The sequence below is a fragment of the Candidatus Chloroploca asiatica genome (assembly GCF_002532075.1).
Taxonomy (GTDB): domain Bacteria; phylum Chloroflexota; class Chloroflexia; order Chloroflexales; family Chloroflexaceae; genus Chloroploca; species Chloroploca asiatica.
Genome location: NZ_LYXE01000101.1, coordinates 29,569 through 49,334 on the forward strand (window position 1 = coordinate 29,569; position 19,766 = coordinate 49,334).

Annotated in this window: 15 protein-coding genes and 1 pseudogene; 10 read left to right on the forward strand and 6 right to left on the reverse strand. The window is 58.4% G+C overall.

From position 1 onward, the window contains the following. Window position 1 precedes the first annotated feature (1 nt). Together argB and A9Q02_RS13115 are read left to right on the forward strand one after the other, a co-directional pair. Window positions 2-754 (forward strand): acetylglutamate kinase, encoded by a 753-nt coding sequence (gene argB / locus A9Q02_RS13110; RefSeq protein WP_097653538.1) that lies wholly within the window; start codon window positions 2-4, stop codon window positions 752-754. Then, window positions 751-1,449, forward strand: a complete 699-nt coding sequence (locus A9Q02_RS13115; protein WP_097653539.1) for a Crp/Fnr family transcriptional regulator — start codon at window positions 751-753, stop codon at window positions 1,447-1,449. Before argB ends, A9Q02_RS13115 begins: the two co-directional genes overlap by 4 nt. An 85-nt stretch (window positions 1,450-1,534) precedes the next feature. Here the strand turns inward: A9Q02_RS13115 and A9Q02_RS23725 are convergent, their stop codons facing one another. Then, the gene (locus A9Q02_RS23725; protein WP_141508892.1) at window positions 1,535-1,735 is read right to left on the reverse strand and encodes a hypothetical protein; all 201 of its coding nucleotides are present in this window, start codon (window positions 1,733-1,735) and stop codon (window positions 1,535-1,537) included. 333 nt (window positions 1,736-2,068) lie between these two features. Here A9Q02_RS23725 and A9Q02_RS13125 point away from each other — a divergent pair, with 333 nt between their 5' ends. From A9Q02_RS13125 to meaB, 3 genes are read left to right on the forward strand one after another with little or no spacing between them, the layout of a single operon-like run. After that, entirely contained in the window at window positions 2,069-4,240 is a 2,172-nt protein-coding gene (locus tag A9Q02_RS13125) for a methylmalonyl-CoA mutase family protein (RefSeq protein ID WP_097653540.1), read from the forward strand. After that, window positions 4,237-6,492, forward strand: coding sequence for a methylmalonyl-CoA mutase (gene scpA / locus A9Q02_RS13130; RefSeq protein WP_097653541.1), 2,256 nt, complete (start codon window positions 4,237-4,239; stop codon window positions 6,490-6,492). Before A9Q02_RS13125 ends, scpA begins: the two co-directional genes overlap by 4 nt. Continuing rightward, a complete protein-coding gene (meaB, locus tag A9Q02_RS13135) occupies window positions 6,489-7,619 on the forward strand; it encodes a methylmalonyl Co-A mutase-associated GTPase MeaB (RefSeq protein ID WP_097653542.1) in 1,131 nt (376 codons plus the stop codon). The genes scpA and meaB overlap by 4 nt, the downstream gene beginning before the upstream one ends. 53 nt (window positions 7,620-7,672) lie before the next feature. Here meaB and A9Q02_RS13140 read toward each other — a convergent pair whose 3' ends face one another. The 3 genes from A9Q02_RS13140 to A9Q02_RS13150 are packed head-to-tail and all read right to left on the reverse strand — an operon-like array spanning window position 7,673 to window position 9,064. Continuing rightward, window positions 7,673-8,089, reverse strand: coding sequence for a hypothetical protein (locus A9Q02_RS13140; protein ID WP_097653552.1), 417 nt, complete (start codon window positions 8,087-8,089; stop codon window positions 7,673-7,675). A 56-nt stretch (window positions 8,090-8,145) separates the two neighbouring features. Then, window positions 8,146-8,388, reverse strand: coding sequence for a DUF2256 domain-containing protein (locus tag A9Q02_RS13145; RefSeq protein ID WP_483862430.1), 243 nt, complete (start codon window positions 8,386-8,388; stop codon window positions 8,146-8,148). Next, window positions 8,303-9,064 carry an ABC transporter ATP-binding protein gene (locus tag A9Q02_RS13150; RefSeq protein WP_097653544.1) on the reverse strand — a complete coding sequence of 254 codons (762 nt, stop codon included), beginning with the start codon at window positions 9,062-9,064 and terminating at the stop codon, window positions 8,303-8,305. Before A9Q02_RS13150 ends, A9Q02_RS13145 begins: the two co-directional genes overlap by 86 nt. Window positions 9,065-9,611: 547 nt before the next feature. Here A9Q02_RS13150 and A9Q02_RS13155 point away from each other — a divergent pair. Further along, window positions 9,612-11,210, forward strand: coding sequence for an alpha/beta fold hydrolase (locus tag A9Q02_RS13155; RefSeq protein WP_172450950.1), 1,599 nt, complete (start codon window positions 9,612-9,614; stop codon window positions 11,208-11,210). Between the two features lie 178 nt (window positions 11,211-11,388). Then, entirely contained in the window at window positions 11,389-12,864 is a 1,476-nt protein-coding gene (locus tag A9Q02_RS13160; RefSeq protein ID WP_097653546.1) for a replication-associated recombination protein A, read from the forward strand. 55 nt (window positions 12,865-12,919) lie between these two features. Here A9Q02_RS13160 and A9Q02_RS13165 read toward each other — a convergent pair whose 3' ends face one another. Beyond that, window positions 12,920-13,180, reverse strand: a complete 261-nt coding sequence (locus A9Q02_RS13165) for a type II toxin-antitoxin system Phd/YefM family antitoxin (protein WP_097653547.1) — start codon at window positions 13,178-13,180, stop codon at window positions 12,920-12,922. 489 nt (window positions 13,181-13,669) lie between these two features. On the opposite strand from A9Q02_RS13165, the gene A9Q02_RS13170 reads away from it, so the two are divergent. From A9Q02_RS13170 to A9Q02_RS13180, 3 genes are all read left to right on the forward strand, one after another. Beyond that, window positions 13,670-14,137: a flavin reductase family protein gene (locus tag A9Q02_RS13170; protein WP_097653548.1), complete on the forward strand. Its 468-nt coding sequence runs from the start codon at window positions 13,670-13,672 to the stop codon at window positions 14,135-14,137. Window positions 14,138-14,333: 196 nt separating this feature from the next. After that, window positions 14,334-18,212, forward strand: coding sequence for a magnesium chelatase subunit H (bchH, locus tag A9Q02_RS13175; protein ID WP_097653549.1), 3,879 nt, complete (start codon window positions 14,334-14,336; stop codon window positions 18,210-18,212). A gap of 69 nt (window positions 18,213-18,281) precedes the next feature. Next, on the forward strand, window positions 18,282-19,379 hold the full coding sequence (locus A9Q02_RS13180; RefSeq protein ID WP_097653550.1) for a glucosaminidase domain-containing protein: 1,098 nt from the start codon (window positions 18,282-18,284) through the stop codon (window positions 19,377-19,379). A gap of 15 nt (window positions 19,380-19,394) precedes the next feature. Here the strand turns inward: A9Q02_RS13180 and A9Q02_RS25330 are convergent. Continuing rightward, window positions 19,395-19,496, reverse strand: a pseudogene (locus tag A9Q02_RS25330) (hypothetical protein); the annotation flags it as partial. Window positions 19,497-19,766 lie beyond the last annotated feature (270 nt).

A 19,766-nucleotide genomic window follows, 5' to 3' on the forward strand; every position in this document is an offset into this window, starting at 1 on the left:
TGTGAAACAGATTACTGTTGTGAAAGTTGGCGGCAACGAGCTTGACGACCCGGCGTTCCTGACCGAGTTGACCGAGGCAGTGGCTGCGTTTGCTGGGCCACTGGTGCTTGTGCATGGCGGAGGCAAAGAAATCACGGCGGCACTTGCGCAGACTGGTGTGCCCAACGAGTTCATCGCTGGGCTACGGGTCACTTCCCCCGAGGCCATGGCTGTGATGCAGCAAGTTGTGTGTGGGACGATCAACCAGCGCGTTGTTGCGAGCCTGGTACGGGTTGGCGTGCGAGCGCTCGGGCTCAGCGGGCTTGATCTTGGCCTGTTGCGCTGCGTGCCTCATCGTCCTGACGGGATCAACCTTGGGCGTGTCGGCCTGATTACCCTGGTTGATGCTACTGCGCTTCATGGGATGCTCACCCAGGGTTGGGTTCCGACCTTTGCCCCAGTGGCGCTTGGCCTCGACGATGGGCTGAGCTACAATGTTAATGCCGATATGGTAGCTCAGGCGGTGGCTGGTGCGCTCGCCCCGAGCGAACTGGTCTTTGTGAGCAATGTTCCCGGTGTGATCCTTGATGGCGAGGTTGCGCCTGTGCTTGATCAGGCCGCAGTTGAGCAGGCCATTGCCCGTGGTGCGATCAGCGGGGGTATGATCCCCAAAGTGCGGGCTGCGCTTGACGCCCTGGCAGCGGGGGCAACCCAGGTGCGCATCACCAATCTTGCGGGTTTTGCCTCGGGCGGTACCCGGTTTTTTGCCTCATGAGTAACGAACCAGCAATTCACTATGTTGTCGCGAGCGATATCTTTCGTGACCTGAATCCGACCGAGCGGGCTGAAGTTGAACGGCTGATTGCCTACAATGTCTATCCGCCCGGCCAGATCTTTCATGCGCCCAATGAGTACGGTGAGCAACTCTTTGTGCTGCGTTCGGGGCGCGTGCGCATCTACAAACTGTCACCTGAAGGCCGTGCGCTCACGTTGATGGTGCTCGAACCAGTGACGATCTTTGGTGAAATGACCATGGTCGGACAGTGGCTCCACGACACCTTTGCCGATGGCATGACCGAGTGTGTCATTGGTGTGATGGGTCGTGACACGTTGCGCCGGATTATCGAGCGCTACCCCCAGGTCGCCCTGGCGTTTATGGAATTGATGGGCCAGCGCCTCCAGGCGATGGAAAATAAACTCGCTGATATTGCCTTCAAGAGCGTTCCGCAGCGGCTTGCCAGTGTGCTCCTCAATCTGGCCGGGGTGAGCGCGATGTCGCAACCTCAACCACTCCCCCCCCCGAGTGTGGTGCGCTATACCCATCAGCAACTCGCCGAAATGATCGGCTCGTACCGCGAGACGGTCACCAAAGCCATTGGTGAGTTGCGCGAGAGTGGCATGATCCGCATCGAAGATGAAGCGATTATTTTGATTGACCTGCCCCGCCTGCGCAAATTGGCGCATCGCTAAGCGAGGTGCTGGAGCGAGCAAAAACCGGCTAGCATTTGCTAGCCGGTTTTTGCTCGCTCCAGCAGTTGTGCCTAGCGTCAGGCGCTTAGCGCCGTGCACGGGGGCGATTGCGCATGCTATTGTAGTAGTTGTCAATAGCTTTGCGACTGGCGTCATAGAGTTCACGCCAGTTCATCAGTTTCACATCGGGAACTTTGCGGCGTCGCTCGATGAATACCCATGACCAGAGTGCACCCTGTGCGATGATTACAAAGGCCATGATTCCGAACATAATCCAGCCATCCATAGAGGCCCTGCCTTTCCTGCGGACTCATCATTTGACATATCATACCGCGCTCTGACGGTAGATGCAAGTCTTTTGCGGGCGTTGACCACGGTTTAGGTAAGGTTTCTTCTGCGAACATTTGGATTATACAATTATTCACACTCTCCCGACAACTTTTGATGAGATATGCTATAATCCTCCACAGTAATATCCCCCGTGTTTTAGTATGGCTTGTGCGACATAAGAGGAAAGTATCTTGCTCAAGTATTTCTCAACTTGACCTGTGCTCTGCTTTGTGATGATTAGGCACGTGCATGATCGTGGTGCGTGTCTCAGGAAAAAGGAGTTTTTGCGATGACGCATGACCCCGCGGTCACTACGCCAGACTCAGCCCATTCCGAAGATCCGGCTCTCTTCAGCGAATTTCCACCTACGTCGTATGAGGCCTGGCGCCAGGCTGCCGAGAAGACGCTCAAGGGGGTGCCGTTCGAGAAGAGGTTGATCACAAAGACGTATGAGGGCATCGATCTGCGCCCTCTCTATGTTCGTGCTGATACCGCTGAACTGCCCCATATCAAAGCGCTGCCCGGCCTGCCCCCCTATGTGCGTGGCACCAGTCCGCTCGGTTTTACCGTGAAGCCCTGGGCTATCGCGCAAGAACTGCCCTATGGTTCGCCCGCTGAGGTCAATGCGGCGGCACGCGCCGATCTGCCCCGCGGCCAGACGATGCTGAATCTGCCCCTTGACCAGGCGACGCTGGCTGGCCTGACTCCGGCTTATGCATCACCCGATCTGGTGGGGAAGGGTGGGATGTCCCTCGCTTCGGTTGAGGATGTCCTGACGCTGCTCGATGGCCTTGACCTTGCCAGTCTGCCGCTCTTGATTGCCGCTGGGGTGCATGCCTTGCCGGTTACGGCGCTGATTATGGCTGCCGCGCAACGCCTCGGTGTTGCGCCTGAGCAGGTGCAGGGCTGCATCGGTATGGATCCGCTGGGGAGGATGGTGGCAACAGGTGGTTTGCCGATGCCCCTTCATTTTGCCTATGATCAGATGGCCGCGCTGACGGCCTGGGCGATCACGGATGCCCCCCAGTTGCAGACCATTCTGGTGCGCCTCGATCCCTATAGCAACGGCGGCAGTAGCGCGGTGCAGGATCTGGCTTATGCGCTCGCAACGGGTGTGGCCTATCTGCGTGCGATGCAAGATCGTGGCCTTTCAGTTGACCAGGTTGCGCCCAAGATGCGCTTCTCGTTTGCCATTGGCGGCCAGTTCTTCATGGAGATTGCCCGCCTCCGGGCGGCACGGCTGCTCTGGGCACAGGTCATCGCGGCCTTTGGGGGTGGTGCCGAGGCGCAGAAGATGGTGCTTCATGCCCGTACCGCAACCTGGACCAAGACCCGTACCGATGCTCATGCGAATATGCTGCGGGTGACCTCTGAAGCCTTTGCGGCGGTGATGGGCGGCTGCGATAGCCTGCATATCAGCCCCTTCGATGAGTGCATTGGTCTCCCCGATGAGTTCTCGCGCCGCATTGCGCGCAATGTGCATATCATTCTGCAGCAAGAGTGCAATTTTATGCACTTGATTGATCCGGCCGGCGGTTCGTCAGCCGTCGAGACGCTCACCGATGAACTGGCCCGCAGCGCCTGGGCGATGTTCCAGGCGATCGAGGCTGAGGGCGGTATGGCGGCCTCGCTGGCCCTGGGTACCCCGCAAGACCAGGTTGCGCAGACGCGTACGGAACGCTTCAAGGCGGTTGCCCAGCGCAAAGATGTGATTGTTGGTACCAATATGTACCCCAATCTCAAAGAGCGCCCGCTTGTGGTGCGGACGACCGATAGTGTGGCCCTACAGGCGGAACGTGGCGCTGCTTTGCACAAGATGCGTGCTACCGCCGACGCTACGGTGCGCGATCAGGCTTTGCAGTCCCTCGCCCAGGCGGTGGCGCTGCGCTCGGATCTGGTGCCAGCGACTATTGCAGCTGCCGATCATGGGATCTCGCTCAGCGAAATCGCCACGATTTTGTGCAGTGTGGGGCCGGGTCCGCGTTTCAAGGCTATTCCCGCCCATCGTGCCTCCGAGCAGTTTGAGGCGCTGCGTGCCGCTGCCGATGCCTTTGCCGCCACGAGTGGTCAGCGCCCGACGATCTTTCTGGCGAAAATGGGGCCGGTTGCCCAGCACAAGGCTCGCACCGAGTTTGCCACCGCTTTTTTTGAGCCGGGTGGCTTTGCAGTCGTTGGCGACCAGGCCTTCGAGACGCCTGAGGCCGCCGCTGAAGCTGCCCTCGCCGCTGAAGCGCCGGTGGTGGTGATCTGTTCGACTGATGATACCTACCCGACGATTGTGCCGGCGCTCACTGGTGCGATCAAGGCTGCCCGCCCTTCGACGACAGTTATCCTGGCGGGCTATCCCGCCGATCAGGTTGACGCTTATAAGCAGGCCGGGGTGGATGATTTCATTCACCTGCGTGCCAATTGTTACGCTGTCCTGGCCCGCCTCCAGCAGCAACAAGGAGTAGCCCTATGAGTGCAACGCCGGATTTTACGACGCTGCCCTATGCCGGCGGCGGTTCGACACCCGATTATGCGACGTGGAAGGCTGAAGCAACCAGCGCCGCTCAGGCGGCTGGGGTCTCGCTTGACGAACTGGTCTGGCGTACGATCGAGCAGATTGACGTCAAACCGCTCTATACCGAGGCTGATCTTGAGTCGCTTGGTCACCTGGGCTATCTGGCAGGTGTGCCGCCGTATCTGCGCGGCCCTTACCCGACGATGTATGTGGCCCAACCCTGGACGGTGCGCCAGTATGCCGGTTTCTCGACGGCTGAAGAGAGCAATGCCTTCTATCGCCGGAACCTTGCCGCCGGTCAGAAGGGCCTCTCGGTGGCCTTTGACCTTGCAACCCACCGTGGCTATGACTCGGATCATCCCCGCGTGGTCGGTGATGTGGGCAAGGCCGGCGTCGCGATCGATTCGATCCTCGATATGAAGATCCTCTTCGATGGCATTCCGCTTGACCAGATGTCGGTCTCGATGACGATGAACGGCGCGGTTGTGCCGGTGCTCGCTTTCTTCATCGTTGCCGCCGAAGAGCAGGGGGTTCCCCAGGCGAAGCTGACCGGTACGATTCAGAATGATATTCTGAAAGAGTACATGGTGCGCAATACGTATATCTATCCGCCTTTGCCTTCGATGCGCATTATTGCCGACATCTTCTCGCATACCTCGCAACATATGCCCAAATACAATAGCATCAGTATCTCGGGCTACCATATGCAAGAGGCTGGCGCAACCGCCGATCTAGAGCTTGGGTATACTCTGGCTGACGGCCTCGAATATGTGCGCACCGGTCTCCAGGCCGGGATTCCGATTGACTCGTTTGCTCCGCGCCTCTCCTTCTTCTGGGCCATTGGCATGAATTATTTCATGGAAGTGGCCAAGATGCGCGCTGGCCGCCTCATCTGGGCCAAGTTGATTAAGCAATTTGATCCCAAGGATCCCAAGTCGATGGCGCTCCGTACCCATTCACAAACGTCGGGGTGGAGCCTGACCGAGCAGGATCCGTTCAATAATGTGGCCCGTACCTGTATCGAGGCGATGGCCGCCGCGCTCGGGCATACCCAGTCGCTCCATACCAATTCGCTTGATGAGGCGATCGCCCTGCCCACCGATTTCTCGGCGCGCATTGCGCGCAATACCCAACTCTTCCTGCAGGACGAGACGGGGATCTGCAAGATTGTTGATCCCTGGGGTGGTTCCTACTACCTCGAAGCGCTCACCGATGCGCTTGCGCGCCGTGCGTGGAGCCATATTCAGGAAGTTGAAGGGCTCGGTGGGATGGCGAAGGCGATTGAGGCCGGGGTGCCCAAGTTGCGCATCGAGGAGGCCGCCGCTCGGCGTCAGGCCCATATCGACTCGGGCCAAGAGACCATCGTCGGCGTGAATCGCTACCGTATGACGAAGGAAGATCCGATTGATATCCTTGAGGTGGATAATACCGCCGTGCGCGAGTCGCAGCTCAATCGGCTCGCTCATCTGCGCGCCAATCGCGATGAGACCCGCGTCAAGTCGGCGCTCGGGGCGATCACCGAGGCGGCCGCAAGCGGTGAAGGCAATCTCCTTGGCCTGGCGATCGAGGCTGCCCGTGTGCGGGCAAGCCTCGGCGAGATCTCGATGGCGATGGAGCAGGTCTTTGGGCGGTACAAAGCCCAGATCCGCTCGATCTCTGGGGTGTATGGCAGCGAATATAGCGATGCCGAAGCGATCCGCACGGTGCGTGCGATGACCGATGACTTTGCCGAGCGTGAAGGACGCCGCCCCCGTATTCTGGTCGCCAAGATGGGCCAGGATGGGCACGACCGCGGGGCCAAGGTGGTCGCAACTGCCTTTGCCGACCTCGGCTTCGATGTTGATATTGGCTCGCTCTTCCAGACCCCCGATGAGGTTGCCCGTCAGGCGGTCGAGAACGACGTCCATATCATTGGGATGAGTTCCCTCGCCGCCGGGCACAAAACGCTGCTCCCCCAACTCGTTGACGCACTTCGCGAACAGGGTCGCGAGGATATTATGATCATCGTCGGCGGCGTCATTCCCGCGCAAGACTACGACTTCCTGCGCGAGCACGGGGCCTCGGCGATCTTTGGGCCGGGCACGGTCATTCCGGTTGCCGCCGAAAAGATCTTGCACGAACTCAACCATCGGCTTGGTGAGTCTGAAGAAGAGAGTCCGCTGCCATCGGCGCATCCCGAGGCGATGGCCGGAGATCGGGGCACCGCATGACCGACCGCAGACATCCAACAGAGTGGACTCCGGAAACGGGGGCTGAAGGCTTTGCCACTCATGTCATGGATGGCGTGACCGGTGGACACGATGGTCTGGCGGGTTCATCCACCAGGCCATCGCTCCCTCCTTCTAAACGACGGCCTCCGCTCTCAGTGGAAGAGAGCATTCAGGGGGTGCTGGCGGGCAATCGCACGGTACTGGCGCGCACGATTACGCTCGTCGAGAGCAATGCGCCTGCCCATATTGCCAAAGCCCAGCAGGTGATCCAGGCGATCTTGCCTTATACCGGCAAGTCGATCCGGGTTGGCATTACTGGTGTGCCCGGGGTGGGCAAAAGCACCTTCATTGAAGCGCTTGGCACCCCGCTTTGCCAACGTGGTCACAACGTCGCCGTGCTCGCCGTTGACCCGAGCAGTACATTGACACGGGGCAGCATTCTTGGCGATAAAACGCGGATGGAGGTGCTCTCGCAGCAACCGAACGCCTTCATTCGGCCTTCGCCAACCAGTGGTAGCCTGGGTGGCGTGGCGCGCAAGAGCCGCGAAAGCATGCTGCTTTGTGAAGCGGCTGGCTTTGATGTGATCCTGGTCGAAACCGTCGGCGTCGGTCAGAGCGAGATCGCCGTGCGCTCGATGGTGGATTTCTTTCTCTTATTGATGCTGTCGGGCGCCGGCGATGAGCTGCAAGGCATCAAAAAGGGCATCATCGAACTGGCTGACGCGCTTGTGATCACCAAAGTTGACGGTGCCAACCGGGCTCAGGCCAAAGGTGCCCAGGCCGAGTACAATCGTGCTTTGCACTACCTGACCCCCGCTACCGAGGGGTGGAAACCGCGCACCTATACCTGCTCATCGCTGAACGGCGAAGGCATCCCGGAAGTCTGGACGATGATCGAGCGTTTCCGCGAAATAACGACCGCCTCGGGTGTCTTTGCGGCCCGCCGCCGCGATCAGGCGCTCGCGTGGGTCTACACGATGGTCGAAGATCAGCTCAAAGCCAACTTCTTTGCCCATCCCGCCGTCAAAGCCCAACTCCCCCAGATCGAGCGGGACGTTGTCGAAGGCAAGCTTCCTGTCACCGTCGCCGCCCAGGCCCTGCTGCAAGCCTTTGACCACCAACCCTGAGCTTCCCTCTGCCCCGTTAGGGTCTCAGTGCCAGCGTAGCTGGCACTGAGACCCTAATTAAAGATCTGCCACAGATCAAAGCTCAGCGAGCCGAGAATGAGCAGCAGAATCACGCCCGACAACGGGAGCATATCAAAGCGACGTGGGTGACGATTGCGCCAGAAATAGCGCAGGCTGCTGATGAGCAGGCTCAGCGCAATCACATCAAGCAGAAGCACCAGGGCCAACGAAAAGTCGCCGGCTAGCCCAATCAGCGGGAGTACCACCGGCAAGACCATGTATTGCAAGGTACAACGCACCCCCGAGATAATCAACGACAGCCCAAAGCGCCGCTCAGCAGGTGCGCTTGGCACTTCGGCCCCTTCCTCAAGCACGTCGACGGCTTCAGCCTCAACAACGGGCACAGGGGGCGGCACCGTCACAAAGAGGATCTTGCCCATCCACTGATCAAGGGTTTCGGTCAGTTGCATACGCTGCGTACTCCTCAAAATGATCGCGATCACGCCGGTATTATAACCCAGGATGCTCACGTTCGCCTGCGTCGGCAGTGTTCCGAGCAGTAGCGTACCTCGTGCCAGTTAGCGGCCCATTTTTTGCGCCATTCAAAGGGTCTCCCGCACGTTGCACAGCTCTTCGTCGGGAGTTGACCTTTGCGTCGGGGGGTGTCAAGCGTCGCGTTGGTTTTATGCGTACGTGCCATTGGTTGTTGTTTCGGCAAGCTTGCCGTTGATAACGTGAAAGACGCGATCAGGTTCAAGGTAGAGCCCATCGGTATTGTTCTGGTTGGCCTGATACGGCTCAGGATGCCGTTGGAACTGAGCGTGCGTGACCATCACGATGGTCTTCCCAGCCTGCCGCGTCAGGCGATCAAGCAGATCGAGCACCTGACGTCCGGTTTCCGCATCGAGGTTGCCCGTCGGTTCGTCAGCCAGGATCAGCGCCGGGTCATGCACCAGGGCCCGCGCAATGGCGATCCGCTGCTGTTCTCCCCCGCTGAGCCGGTCAGGATAGCTTGCCCCTCGGTCACCAAGCCCGACGGCCTCTAGCATCGTCTGGGCTTTACGCTCGGCCTTGGGGCCAGTTTGTCCATTCAGTTCAAGCGGCAAGAGCACGTTCTCACGAACGGTGAGCGTTGGTACCAGGTTGAAGAATTGAAAGACAAACCCGACGCTCCGCCGCCGAAATAAGGTTCGCGCTCGTTCATTGAGTTGGTTCAGGGTCTGGCCGTCAACGCAGACCTTGCCTGCGTCGGGTTGGTCAATGCCACTGATCAAGTTGAGGAGGGTACTCTTGCCGCTGCCACTCTTGCCCATCAGCACGACCAGTTCCCCCCTGTTCACCTGGAGACTCAGTTCGTGCAACACAACCCGTTTCCGTCCTGCCTCTTCGTAACTCTTGCTGACCCCGTCAAGTTGGATCAGGGTCTTCCCCTGTTGAGCATGCATGTGATCACTAGTTCCAGGCGTTCTGGTGGTATGTCAGGCAGAACGCGGTGTGCTGAAAAATCCTTCCATTTCAGCATACCATGATTTTGTCGTGGCTCACAGGGGCGCAAAACGAAGCGGCGACCCAGTGGGTCGCCGCACTCGCACGGATTACAAGAAGTTCGCTGTCCCTCTCGATTCTGGCGAGCCAGAGGGGATACTGTGAGGATCATGAAGAAATACGAAGGAATAATAGCAAGTTGTTGGATCACAACGGAAGGCAGTTGCTTGCCACTCATCAAGTGGGGCCGCGTTCTTCTAGATGTTCTTAGCATACCCGATCCTGGCCTGACTCTCAATAGTCCCTTACTCCCCCTTTGCCATGACCCATGTGATGGGGTGAGGCCGTGTTCACGGCGCCGCCGTGCCCGTACGGGCGGGCGCCGCCGTGCCCGTACGTGGGGGTGATGGCAGCCGCTGCCGTCATGGAATAAAATACAGACATCTCCAGAGGAATTTGGAGTGCGCTATCACGACAAATCATTAGTAGATGAAAATGGTACCACCTATGCTCCATGCTGTTACGCGCCTTCGCCCACTGTTGTTGGTGCTCATCCTGGCTTTGACCCTCGCCGCTTGTGCCGATGAGCCAGAACCCGTCTCGGTCGCGCCCACCAGTGCGCCGGCTACGTCCATATATGCCTCTACCGCAACCCCACTGCCTGAAGACTTGGCTGACTATGCAGCCTATCTTGAAGAGACCGACTGTACGGAACTCCTGGGGCTACTTGACCTCGAGCTCGAGCTCGACGAACTCGGTGTATCCTGTGGCTACCTGATCGCCCCCGAAGAGCGCAGTGATCCAGAAGGGGCCGAAGTGGCTCTCGCGCTGGCGCTTATCCCCAGTCGCAGCGCAACGCCCCGGCCCGACCCGATCATCTATCTTGATGGTGGCCCCGGTGGCAGTGCCCTGTTCGGCATCGCCGACTGGATCGATAGCCCGCTGCGTGACGAGTACGAGATCATCCTCTTCGATCAACGCGGCACCGGCCTCTCGTGGCCGAGCCTCAACTGCATTGAAATGGAAGAAGCTGAGGATGACGAGGCAACCTTTGCGGCCGCAGAAGCCTGTCGCGATCGCCTGGCCGACGAGGACGTGAACCTCAACGCCTATCATAGTATGGCTAATGCTGCCGATGTGGCTGACCTGATTGCGCAACTTGGCTATGACGAAGTCAATCTGCTCGGCATCTCTTATGGTACGCGCCTCGCCATGACCGTGCTGCGCGACAATTTCGCTGGTGTGCGTAGCGTCATCCTCGACTCGCCCTATCCGCCTAACGTCAATGCGTATAACGAGCAGGCGCTCAATGCCGGGCTCGCCATTCAGGCCACGCTACGTGGCTGTGCGTCCGATCCTGAGTGTGCCGATGCCTTCCCTGACCTTGAAGAGCGCTTCTATAGCTTGGTCGACCTGCTTGACGAGGAGCCGATTCTGTTTGAGGTGGAGGACGAGGATGGTGAACTGCTCGAAGTGGAAGTCAGCGGTGCTGACCTGGTCAGCCATATCTCTGACTGGCTCTACATCACCGACCTGATCAGTTATATCCCGCTGATGATTGACGAACTTGACCGCAGTGAGACCGCAGTGCTCAGTTTCCTCTATGAGGAGAGCGGCACAGGCTTTGGCCGTCAGGGTGCTGCTGAGGGCGACCTGAGTGATAGCGAGGCTATGTTCTATGCAGTCGAGTGTCGCGAAGAGGCACCGTTCAGCACCATGAACCAGGCCCGTGCCCAGGCCGCCGATATGCCGCCCCAATTAGGCGAAGCGCTGCTTGGGAGCGTCGAGAACTTCTTTGAGCTCTGCCCAATCTGGGATGTAGCATCGGCCACAGTCCGTGAACGTGCGCCAGTAGCGAGCGCGGTGCCTACCCTGATTCTGGCTGGTGAGTATGATCCGGTCACGCCACCGAGGTGGGGCCTGCTTGCGGCTGAGGGTTTGTCAAACAGCTACTTCTACGTGCTGCCCGGCGGTGGCCACGCCGTCATTGATGCCAGCGACTGCATGATGTCGATCAGCAAGGCTTTCCTCGACACCCCCACACGCGAACCTGATGCGAGTTGCCTGGACGACCTGACCCCCTTCTTCGCGTACGAATTGCCGTGAGTCGTCCACGAGGGCACGGCGCGGCGGTAGGGGCACGGCTCGCCCGTGCCCACGGCTCGCCCGTGCCCACGGCGGCTCGCCCGTGCCCCCGGCTCGCCCGTGCCCCCGGCTCGCCCGTGCCCCCGGCGGCTGTGGTACAATTCAAGCCAAATAGATTAGCCTCAGCAGGTGATCTCGTATGCCTCCAAAACGCGGCTCGACAGGTGGTCCGACGCTCTTTGATGCGCAACGTGCGCAGGCGCTTGAACATCAGGCTCCCCTGGCGGCACGGATGCGCCCACGTACTCTTGACGAGTATCTTGGGCAAGAGGAGTTGGTTGGCGAGGGGCGCTTGCTGCGGCGGGCGATTATGGCCGATCAGCTCTTTTCGATCATCCTCTGGGGGCCGCCTGGCAGTGGCAAGACGACGCTGGCCCGCATTATGGCGGCGAGTACTAGTGCCCACTTCGAGCCGCTGAGTGCGGTGAGTGCCGGGGTCAATGATCTGCGGCGGGTCATCCAGGAGGCGCAGGATCGCCTGGGGATGTTTCAGCAGCGGACGGTGCTGTTCATTGATGAGATCCATCGTTTCAATAAGGCGCAGCAGGATGCGGTGTTGCCCTTTGTCGAAGATGGGACGATCACGTTGATTGGGGCCACGACCGAGAACCCCTCCTTTGAGGTGAATAACGCCCTGCTTTCACGGGCGCGGGTCTTTACCCTGCAGGCGCTCAGCGATGAGGCCATGGTGCAACTAGTTGATCGGGCACTGGCCGATGAGGTTCGCGGGCTCGGTTCATTCAAAGTCATGCTTGCTGCCGATGCGCGTGGCTATCTGGTCAATATGTCCAATGGCGATGCCCGTACTGCACTCAACGCGCTCGAAGCTGCGGTCTTGTCCAAGCCACCGAGCCTTGGCGACAAACGCCTGATTACGCTCGATGATCTTCGTGATGCCTTGCAGACCCGGGCGACTCGCTATGATAAGCACGGCGAACTGCATTACGATGCGATCTCGGCCTTGCACAAAAGCGTGCGTGATAGCGATCCTGATGGGGCGCTCTACTGGCTTGGGCGGATGCTGGATGGGGGCGAAGACCCGCTCTACATTGCGCGGCGCATCGTCCGCATGGCCCTGGAAGATATTGGCATGGCTGATCCCGCCGCGTTGCCGCAGACGATTGCGGCGCAGCAGGCGATCCATTTTCTGGGCCAACCCGAGGGTGAGCTGGCGCTTGCGCAGGCGGTGGTCTATCTTTGCCAGGCCCCCAAGAGCAATGCCGTCTATCGGGCGTATGGGGCAGCACTCAAGGATGTCGCTGAAACCCGTAACGAACCGGTGCCCCTGCATCTGCGGAATGCCCCGACCCGTTTGATGAAGGGCCTCGGGTATGGTAAGGGCTACGAATATGCCCACGACCTTGCCGAAGGCCGGAGCGATCAGACGCACCTGCCCCCCAATCTTGAGGGCCGCGTCTATTACGAGCCGACTGACCGCGGCTTCGAGAGTCGTGTACGCGAACGGCTGGCGTGGCGTGCGCAACGTCAACCTGCTCGTCCATCGCCCCCGCCAGCATCGGCTGCTCTTGACCCTCAGGCCCTCTCAGGCGAAGAGTCGCAGGAACCGCCCGAAGAAGCCCCCTCACCTGGCGAGCACAATAAAAGAAGAAGGTGAAGAACGGGGTTCTTCACCTTCTTCTTTGTATTTGCACGCGAGGTTCTACAGCAATCTATTCTTCACTAGCGTCAGAATTTGCTATACCTTCAACCGTCTCATTCTCAAGATGAATATCGGCAAGTTCGCGTAGGGCTGTAAAGAGATCAACATCAAGGATGACACCAGTTGGATAGCCTTTTTGCGTCACAATAATGGGCTGATGGTTGGCCCGCGAACGCTTGATTAATGCGGCCAACGATGATGCGGCCTTGGAGATCGGCACGACACCCTGCTTCAAGTCGACGTCCAGCGTATAATCCTTCAGATCTACCATTCTAAACCTCCGCTACAATCTTCTCACCCTGACGAACCACACGGCCAACACGCTTGTTGACGATGCTGACGATACCTCTACCCGCTTACCCGCATGTGGTGTCAGTTTGTACTGTGGATAAGACCGTGCGGGGCTACATGGTAGAATAAAACAACATAGTTTGTTAACCTGAATCTTATGCTGTTAGTCGTACAATTATAACACCTTTTTTCTATTTGTTGAAGAAAAATCTAGATCTATATATTATGATAATGATGCATTTTGTGAGTTTAAAGACTAGGATTCGCTTCAGAGCAAGGGATCGTTCCAGGTTTTGAACTGGATGTGACAGGTGCCTACGACCATCTGGATGACCCTTAACCAAATATTAACTATTATACATGAAGCTGACACATTATACAAGGCGCACATGTATAAGTTGAGGTACAATGAAAATAGCCCTTGAGATAGTGACTGTTACAAGATGTAGAGATAAAGGTATAACAGAGGATGATTGACCAATCGCGTTTTCGTCAAGTGATGGGGCGGTTTCCTTCCGGAGTTACGGTGGTTACTTCGGTCTATGAAGGTCGGCCAGCCGGGTTGACCGTTAGTTCGTTTACCTCACTTTCCCTCAATCCCATGCTCGTGCTCGTCTCGATTGATCATCGCGCAGGTAGTCACGCGGTGATCAGTGCCTCGGGTCGGTATGCTGTCAATATTCTGGCCGAAGATCAAGAGTATATCTCGCGCCGCTTTGCTAGTGAAGAGGCTGAGAAGTTTACCAGTGGAACGTTTGATATGTCGCCCAATGGCTTGCCGCTCTTACGTGGGGTGCTTGCCCATATCGAGTGTGACGTTCACAGTACGTTGCCCGGTGGCGACCATACGATTTTTGTCGGTGAGGTGATCGCTGCGCAGTGCTACGAGGGTAATCCGTTGCTCTACTATCGCTCAGGCTATCATCGCCTTGGCTAAATGCTTCCAAGCTGCGCTTGCAGCATGGAGTGGGTTCGTAATGGATTTTTCAGGGAGGGCAAGCCCTCCCTGAGACCCTCCCTACCGCTAGTTCTTCTTTTGTTCATAGAATGCAAAGTTTGTTCTTTTCGTACATGTCACCGATAATGTACGCTAGATCTTTATACGTTCTGTGCCTAAGAAGCGAGGTGAAGCAATGGCGCATGAGTTTGTGATGGTACTGGGTTTGCAGCGTTACAGCCAGGATCTCTTTACGGCGGCTGAAGCTGAGGTACGTAAAGAGGTACCGAGTTTTCGGCTGCGTGTCTTTGAAGATCGTGATATTCAACAGCGACCCGATGAGGTTGAGGCGGCGATCGCTCGTTGTTCATGTTTCTTTTCTTCACTGATTACGCTCGCCGAAAGCACCGAGTGGCTGGTTCCTGTGGTTCAGCGCCACGATCCGCCGATTGTCTTCTCTTTCGAAGGTGTGCCCGAGGTCATGCGTCTCACCAAGGTTGGCAATTATGCGATGGGTGGCAAGGGCGGCGGCGGCGGGATGCCCAAGCCTGTTCAGAATGTCGCCCGGTTGCTCGTGGGTAACCGCGAAGAAGATGCTTTCTATGGCTATGTCAAGCTTCAGAAGATTACCAGCAAGTTGGTCAATTTCCTGCCAGGCAAGCGCTTGACCGATTTCCGCAACTGGACGAATGTCACCACGTATTGGAATACACGCAATGTCGCCAATACGGCGAGTATGTTCAAGCTCATTCTTCGTGAGTATTGCAATATGCCCAAGTTGCAGGTGCCCCCTCCCGTCCAGGTGCCCGATATGGGATTTGCGCATCCCGATGCACCAAAATATTTTGCGAAACCTGATGAGTATGAGAAGTGGGAGCGCGAGCGGCGGAAACGGAGCAATGGCGGTAAGAAGAAGGCCGAACCACTCGGCACCGTCGCAGTGCTCTCGTTCCGGAGCCATATCCTCGGTGGGACGCATTACCACAATGATGTTGTGCGTGCCCTCGAGGCGGCCAATCTCCGTGTGCTGCCCATCTTTGTCCAGGGTATCGAAGGCCACGTCGTTGTCCGTGAGTGGCTTGGGCGGATGCACGTCGATGCGGTGATCAATACGATGGGTTTTCCCCTCGTTGGTGGCCCCGCTGGTTCCACCAAGGCTGGTCTGACGGTTGCGGTGGCCCGTGAGTTGCTGAGCAAGCTTGATGTTCCCTATATCGTCTCTTCGCCGCTCTTTGTGCAAGATGAAGAGAATTGGCGCGAACATGGCGTCGGGCCGATCCAGGCGACGATGATGTATGCGTTGCCCGAGATGGATGGCGCGATTGCGCCGGTGGTGCTCGGTGGGATGCGTGGGAGTGAGATTGGGACGGTGCCCGACCGCCTGAATCGCCTCGGTGAGCAGGCTAGCGGTTATGTGCGGCTGCGCAAGACGCCGAATCGCGACAAGAAGGTTGCCCTGGTGGTCTACAATTATCCGCCTGGGCAGGGCAATGTGGCAACGGCAGCCCTCCTTGATGTGCCGTCTAGCTTGATTGCGCTGCTTGATCGGATGCGTGCCGCTGGCTATACGGTCGGTGATTATCCGCGTGATCCCGTTCAGTTTGCCCGCTGCCTTGAGGCCACCCTGCGGGCTGATATGCCTGAGCTGCCCCCCGGCCATCCGCCCCTCAATCTGCCGACAGTCAATAACGAGGCGTTCTATCGCTGGATCCGCCCCCAGGATCAAGAGCGCATCAATAGTCGCTGGGGCGCGTTCCCTGGTGATATTGCCCCCGCTGGCCGCGACCGGGTGCGCCTCGGTGGGATGCACCTCGGCAATGTCTATATTGGTATCCAGCCGATGATTGGCATGCCCGGTGACCCGATGCGGCTGCTCTTTGACCGCGAGAATACGCCCCACCATCAGTATGCGCTCTTCTATAAGTATCTCAGCGAAGAGTTCGGTGCCCATGCGCTTGTCCATGTTGGGATGCATGGGACGTCTGAGTGGATGCCGGGGGTGCAACTCGGGATGACCGAGCATTGCTGGCCTGATGTATTGCTTGGTACCTTGCCCAATTTCTATGTCTATCCGATCAATAATCCGGCTGAGGCTAATATCGCCAAGCGCCGCGGGTATGCGACGATCGTCGGCCACGCCATCCCGCCCTATGGCCGCGCCGGGCTCTATAAAGAGTTGCAGGCGCTTAAGGATCTGCTTGATGAACAGCGGAGCCGCGGTGAGCGTGGTGAGGTTGAACCTGAGCCGGGTGAGCATCCGGCAATGCAGGCGATCCAGCAGAAGATCGAGTTGCTCAATCTTGACGTAGAGCTGGCGCAGCTTCCTGATGAGCCATTCAGTGCGTTTGTCTCACGGGCCTATGCCTACCTCCGTGAACTCGAAAATACGCTGATTACCGATAGTCTGCACGTGATGGGGAGTGCGCCGCCCCCCGATCAGCAGTTGACCCTGATTGCCGAGGCCCTCAAGATTCCGCGTGATGGCAATATGGGCCTTGGTGATCTGGCGCTGACTGCGGTGGGCAATGGGCCAGATAGCAATGGTGTCGTGTCGAGCTTTGGTGATTATACGGGTATGCTGGCGGCGGCCCGCCGCGGCGATGTCCATGCTCTTACGCTGCGTGACCGTATTGAGGCAGGGTGCCATGCGTTTGTGCGCCGGGCAATCCTCGATGGCGAAAACCCCGATAGTGCCTGGCGGGCGATCTTTGGGCTCACCGAGGTTGTCCCGTGGTCGATGGCGCTCAATCCGCTGGCCGAACACGGGCGGGCGATGCTCGCGGCCCTCCGTGATAATACGCAAGAACTTGATTATTTGCTCCACGGGCTGGAAGGCAAGTATATTCCCGCCGCTCCCGGTGGCGACTTGATCCGCGATGGCATGGCCGTGTTGCCCACGGGCCGCAATATCCATAGCCTCGACCCCTTCCGTGTGCCTTCTGATAGCGCCTATGAACGTGGTGTCCGGATCGCTGAATCGCTGATTGCGGCCCATGTGGCCGAAAATGGTGAGTACCCCGAGACGATTGCGCAGGTGCTCTGGGGCCTTGATGCGATTAAGACCAAGGGTGAGTCGATCGGCATTGTGCTTGGCCTGATGGGTGCCCGCCCGGTCAAAGACGGCCAGGGCAAGATTGGGCGCTATAGCCTGATTCCGCTGGAAGAACTTGGGCGCCCGCGCATTGATGTGTTGATGACCGCGTCGGGCATTTTCCGTGATACTTTCGCCGGGACGATCGATATCCTCGACCGGCTGGTGCGCGAGACGGCGGTGGCCGATGAGCCCGAAGACCAGAATTTTATTCGCAAACATGTCAATGCGATGCTCGCTGAGGGGAAGACCCTGGAGGCCGCAACCGCGCGGATCTTTACGCAGGCCGAGGGTACCTATGGCACCGATGTTGATGAGGCGATTGATGGCAGTGCCTGGGAAGATCGCCAGGAGCTTGAAGAGCTCTTTATTAAGCGCAATGCTTTTGCGTTTGGTGGCGAGAAGGCGGGCGGTGCTCAGCCGGAAGTCCTGCGTTCGTTGCTTGGCACCGTGGGCCGGGTTGCCCAGGAGATTGATAGTGTTGAGTATGGCCTGACCGATATGCAGCACTACTATGGTTATTCCGGGGCGCTCAAGGCGGCGGCTGAACGCGCCACCGGCCAGCAGGTGCCGCTCAACTATGTCGAGAGCTATACCGCCGAAACCAAGATACAGAATCTTGACCAGGTGCTGCGCGTTGAGTACCGCACCAAGTTGCTCAATCCCAAATGGTACGAGGGGATGCTCAAGCATGGGCACAACGGGGCTGCCGAGATTGCGCACCGCTTTACCTATATGCTCGGCTGGAGTGCGACGACCGAGGCGGTGGACAATTGGGTCTATGATGAGGCAGCGTCCACCTTTGTGCTCGACGATGCGATGCGGCAGCGCCTCGAGGCGGCGAATCCCGAAGCAACCCGCAATGCCGTCGGGCGCTTGCTCGAAGCTAATACCCGTGGTATGTGGCAGACCGATGACGAGACCCTTGATCGCCTGCGCGAACTCTACGCCGATCTCGAAGATCGGCTGGAAGGGGTCGTTTAAGTGTTGGTTGGACTACGCCCGCAGGCCAGCTTTGCTGGCCTGCGGGCGTAGTCCAGGAAAGCAAAGCTCATGCGGTGGCGTACCTATGGTGAACCACTTGCGCTGACGATCCTCGTTCTGCTGGGCATCAGTCTGGTGCCCTTGCTCCTCCTCGGTCTGATTACGCCGCTTCAGTTGCAACAGTCTGCGATTGTGCTTGCGTGGGCGGCGGTTTCGCTGCTTGCCTTGCGCCTCCCTGCCCTGTTGCAGCGTGAGAGTCGTCGGCTTGGCCTGCTCGTCGCGATGGTGGCTCTGGCCGGGATTATCGTTGGCGTCACGGCCTTGCCCCCTGCGGCATCTGCGCAGAGCCAGGGGTTGACCTTTCGCGCCGCGCCCCGGATCTCACAGACCAATTTCAGTCGCATCCTGGCGAATGCCGGTTCGCCCGCCGCCCCGTATGGCAACGAACTCTACGATATTATTCGTGGCTATGGGCTTGATCCGGCGGTTGCGCTCGCCTTTTTTCAGCACGAGAGTCAGTATTGCATGACCGGGCGCTGTGCCCGTTCGGGGTTGCAAAACTGGGGCATGCTGCGTCGGCATATCAAACAGGAACGCAACGCAGGCATCGTTGATGGCTTTGCGCGGTATGCCACCTGGCAAGACAGTGTCCGTGACTGGTCAGAACTGATGCTGGGTTATATCAATCGTGGTATGGATACCGTCGAGAAAGCCGTGCCTGTCTATGCGCCCACGTCGGACGGCAATGTTCCGACGGCCTACATCAATGCTATTCGGCGGCAAGTCGCCTCGTGGAGTGGCAGTGCGAACGCCGGTGCCGATGTCACGCTCCGCGCTTATACTGGCCCGCTCGATCAAGCGCTGATCAGCGAAACCTTCCTGGCCTCATCGGTTGTCTACTACCCCAACTGGGCCTTTCATCAATACATGCTCGCCGAAGCGCGGGCCGGGCGACCCCTGGGCGTCCCGATGGACGAGAGCCGGATCATCACGCTTGACGGGCAACGCTTTGCCGTGCAAGTCTTTGCCCTTGACACCCTCTACACCCCGATTGCCCCCGTTGAAAGCCAGACCAACTGGAGCGACGTGCGCCGCCTGAGCGACCTGCTGGCTCCCCCGCCTGCCCCGGGGCCAACGGCAACACCGCAGGTTGCGCCGGGGAGGTAAAGGTTCGAGTTCAGGGATTGCGTAGTCGAGGTAGGGTGTCTTTTCTTCGGCAAGCAGGCGGATGAAGTCGAGGTGCTTGATACTGAGCAGTTCGGCGGTTTTGCCTGAACTGATACGGTCACGACAGTACCTCGCAGCCTTGAACTGTCATCATTCTGACTACGAGTATACCACGAGCAAGCGTTTTGGTGTCGCCTCTACGAAGTGACCGTAGGGCTACGCTGAACATGGGGGAACTTGGTTCCCCCATGTTCAGCGTAGCCCTGGAAGCGACCTTTACAGAGACAGCCCGTAAAGCCCAGGTGCTTTCGAGACTGCTGAAAAATGTGGCCTGCCGTGGTACGATGGACTCCACGCAAGGAGTGCGTTATGTTGAAGCCAACCTCT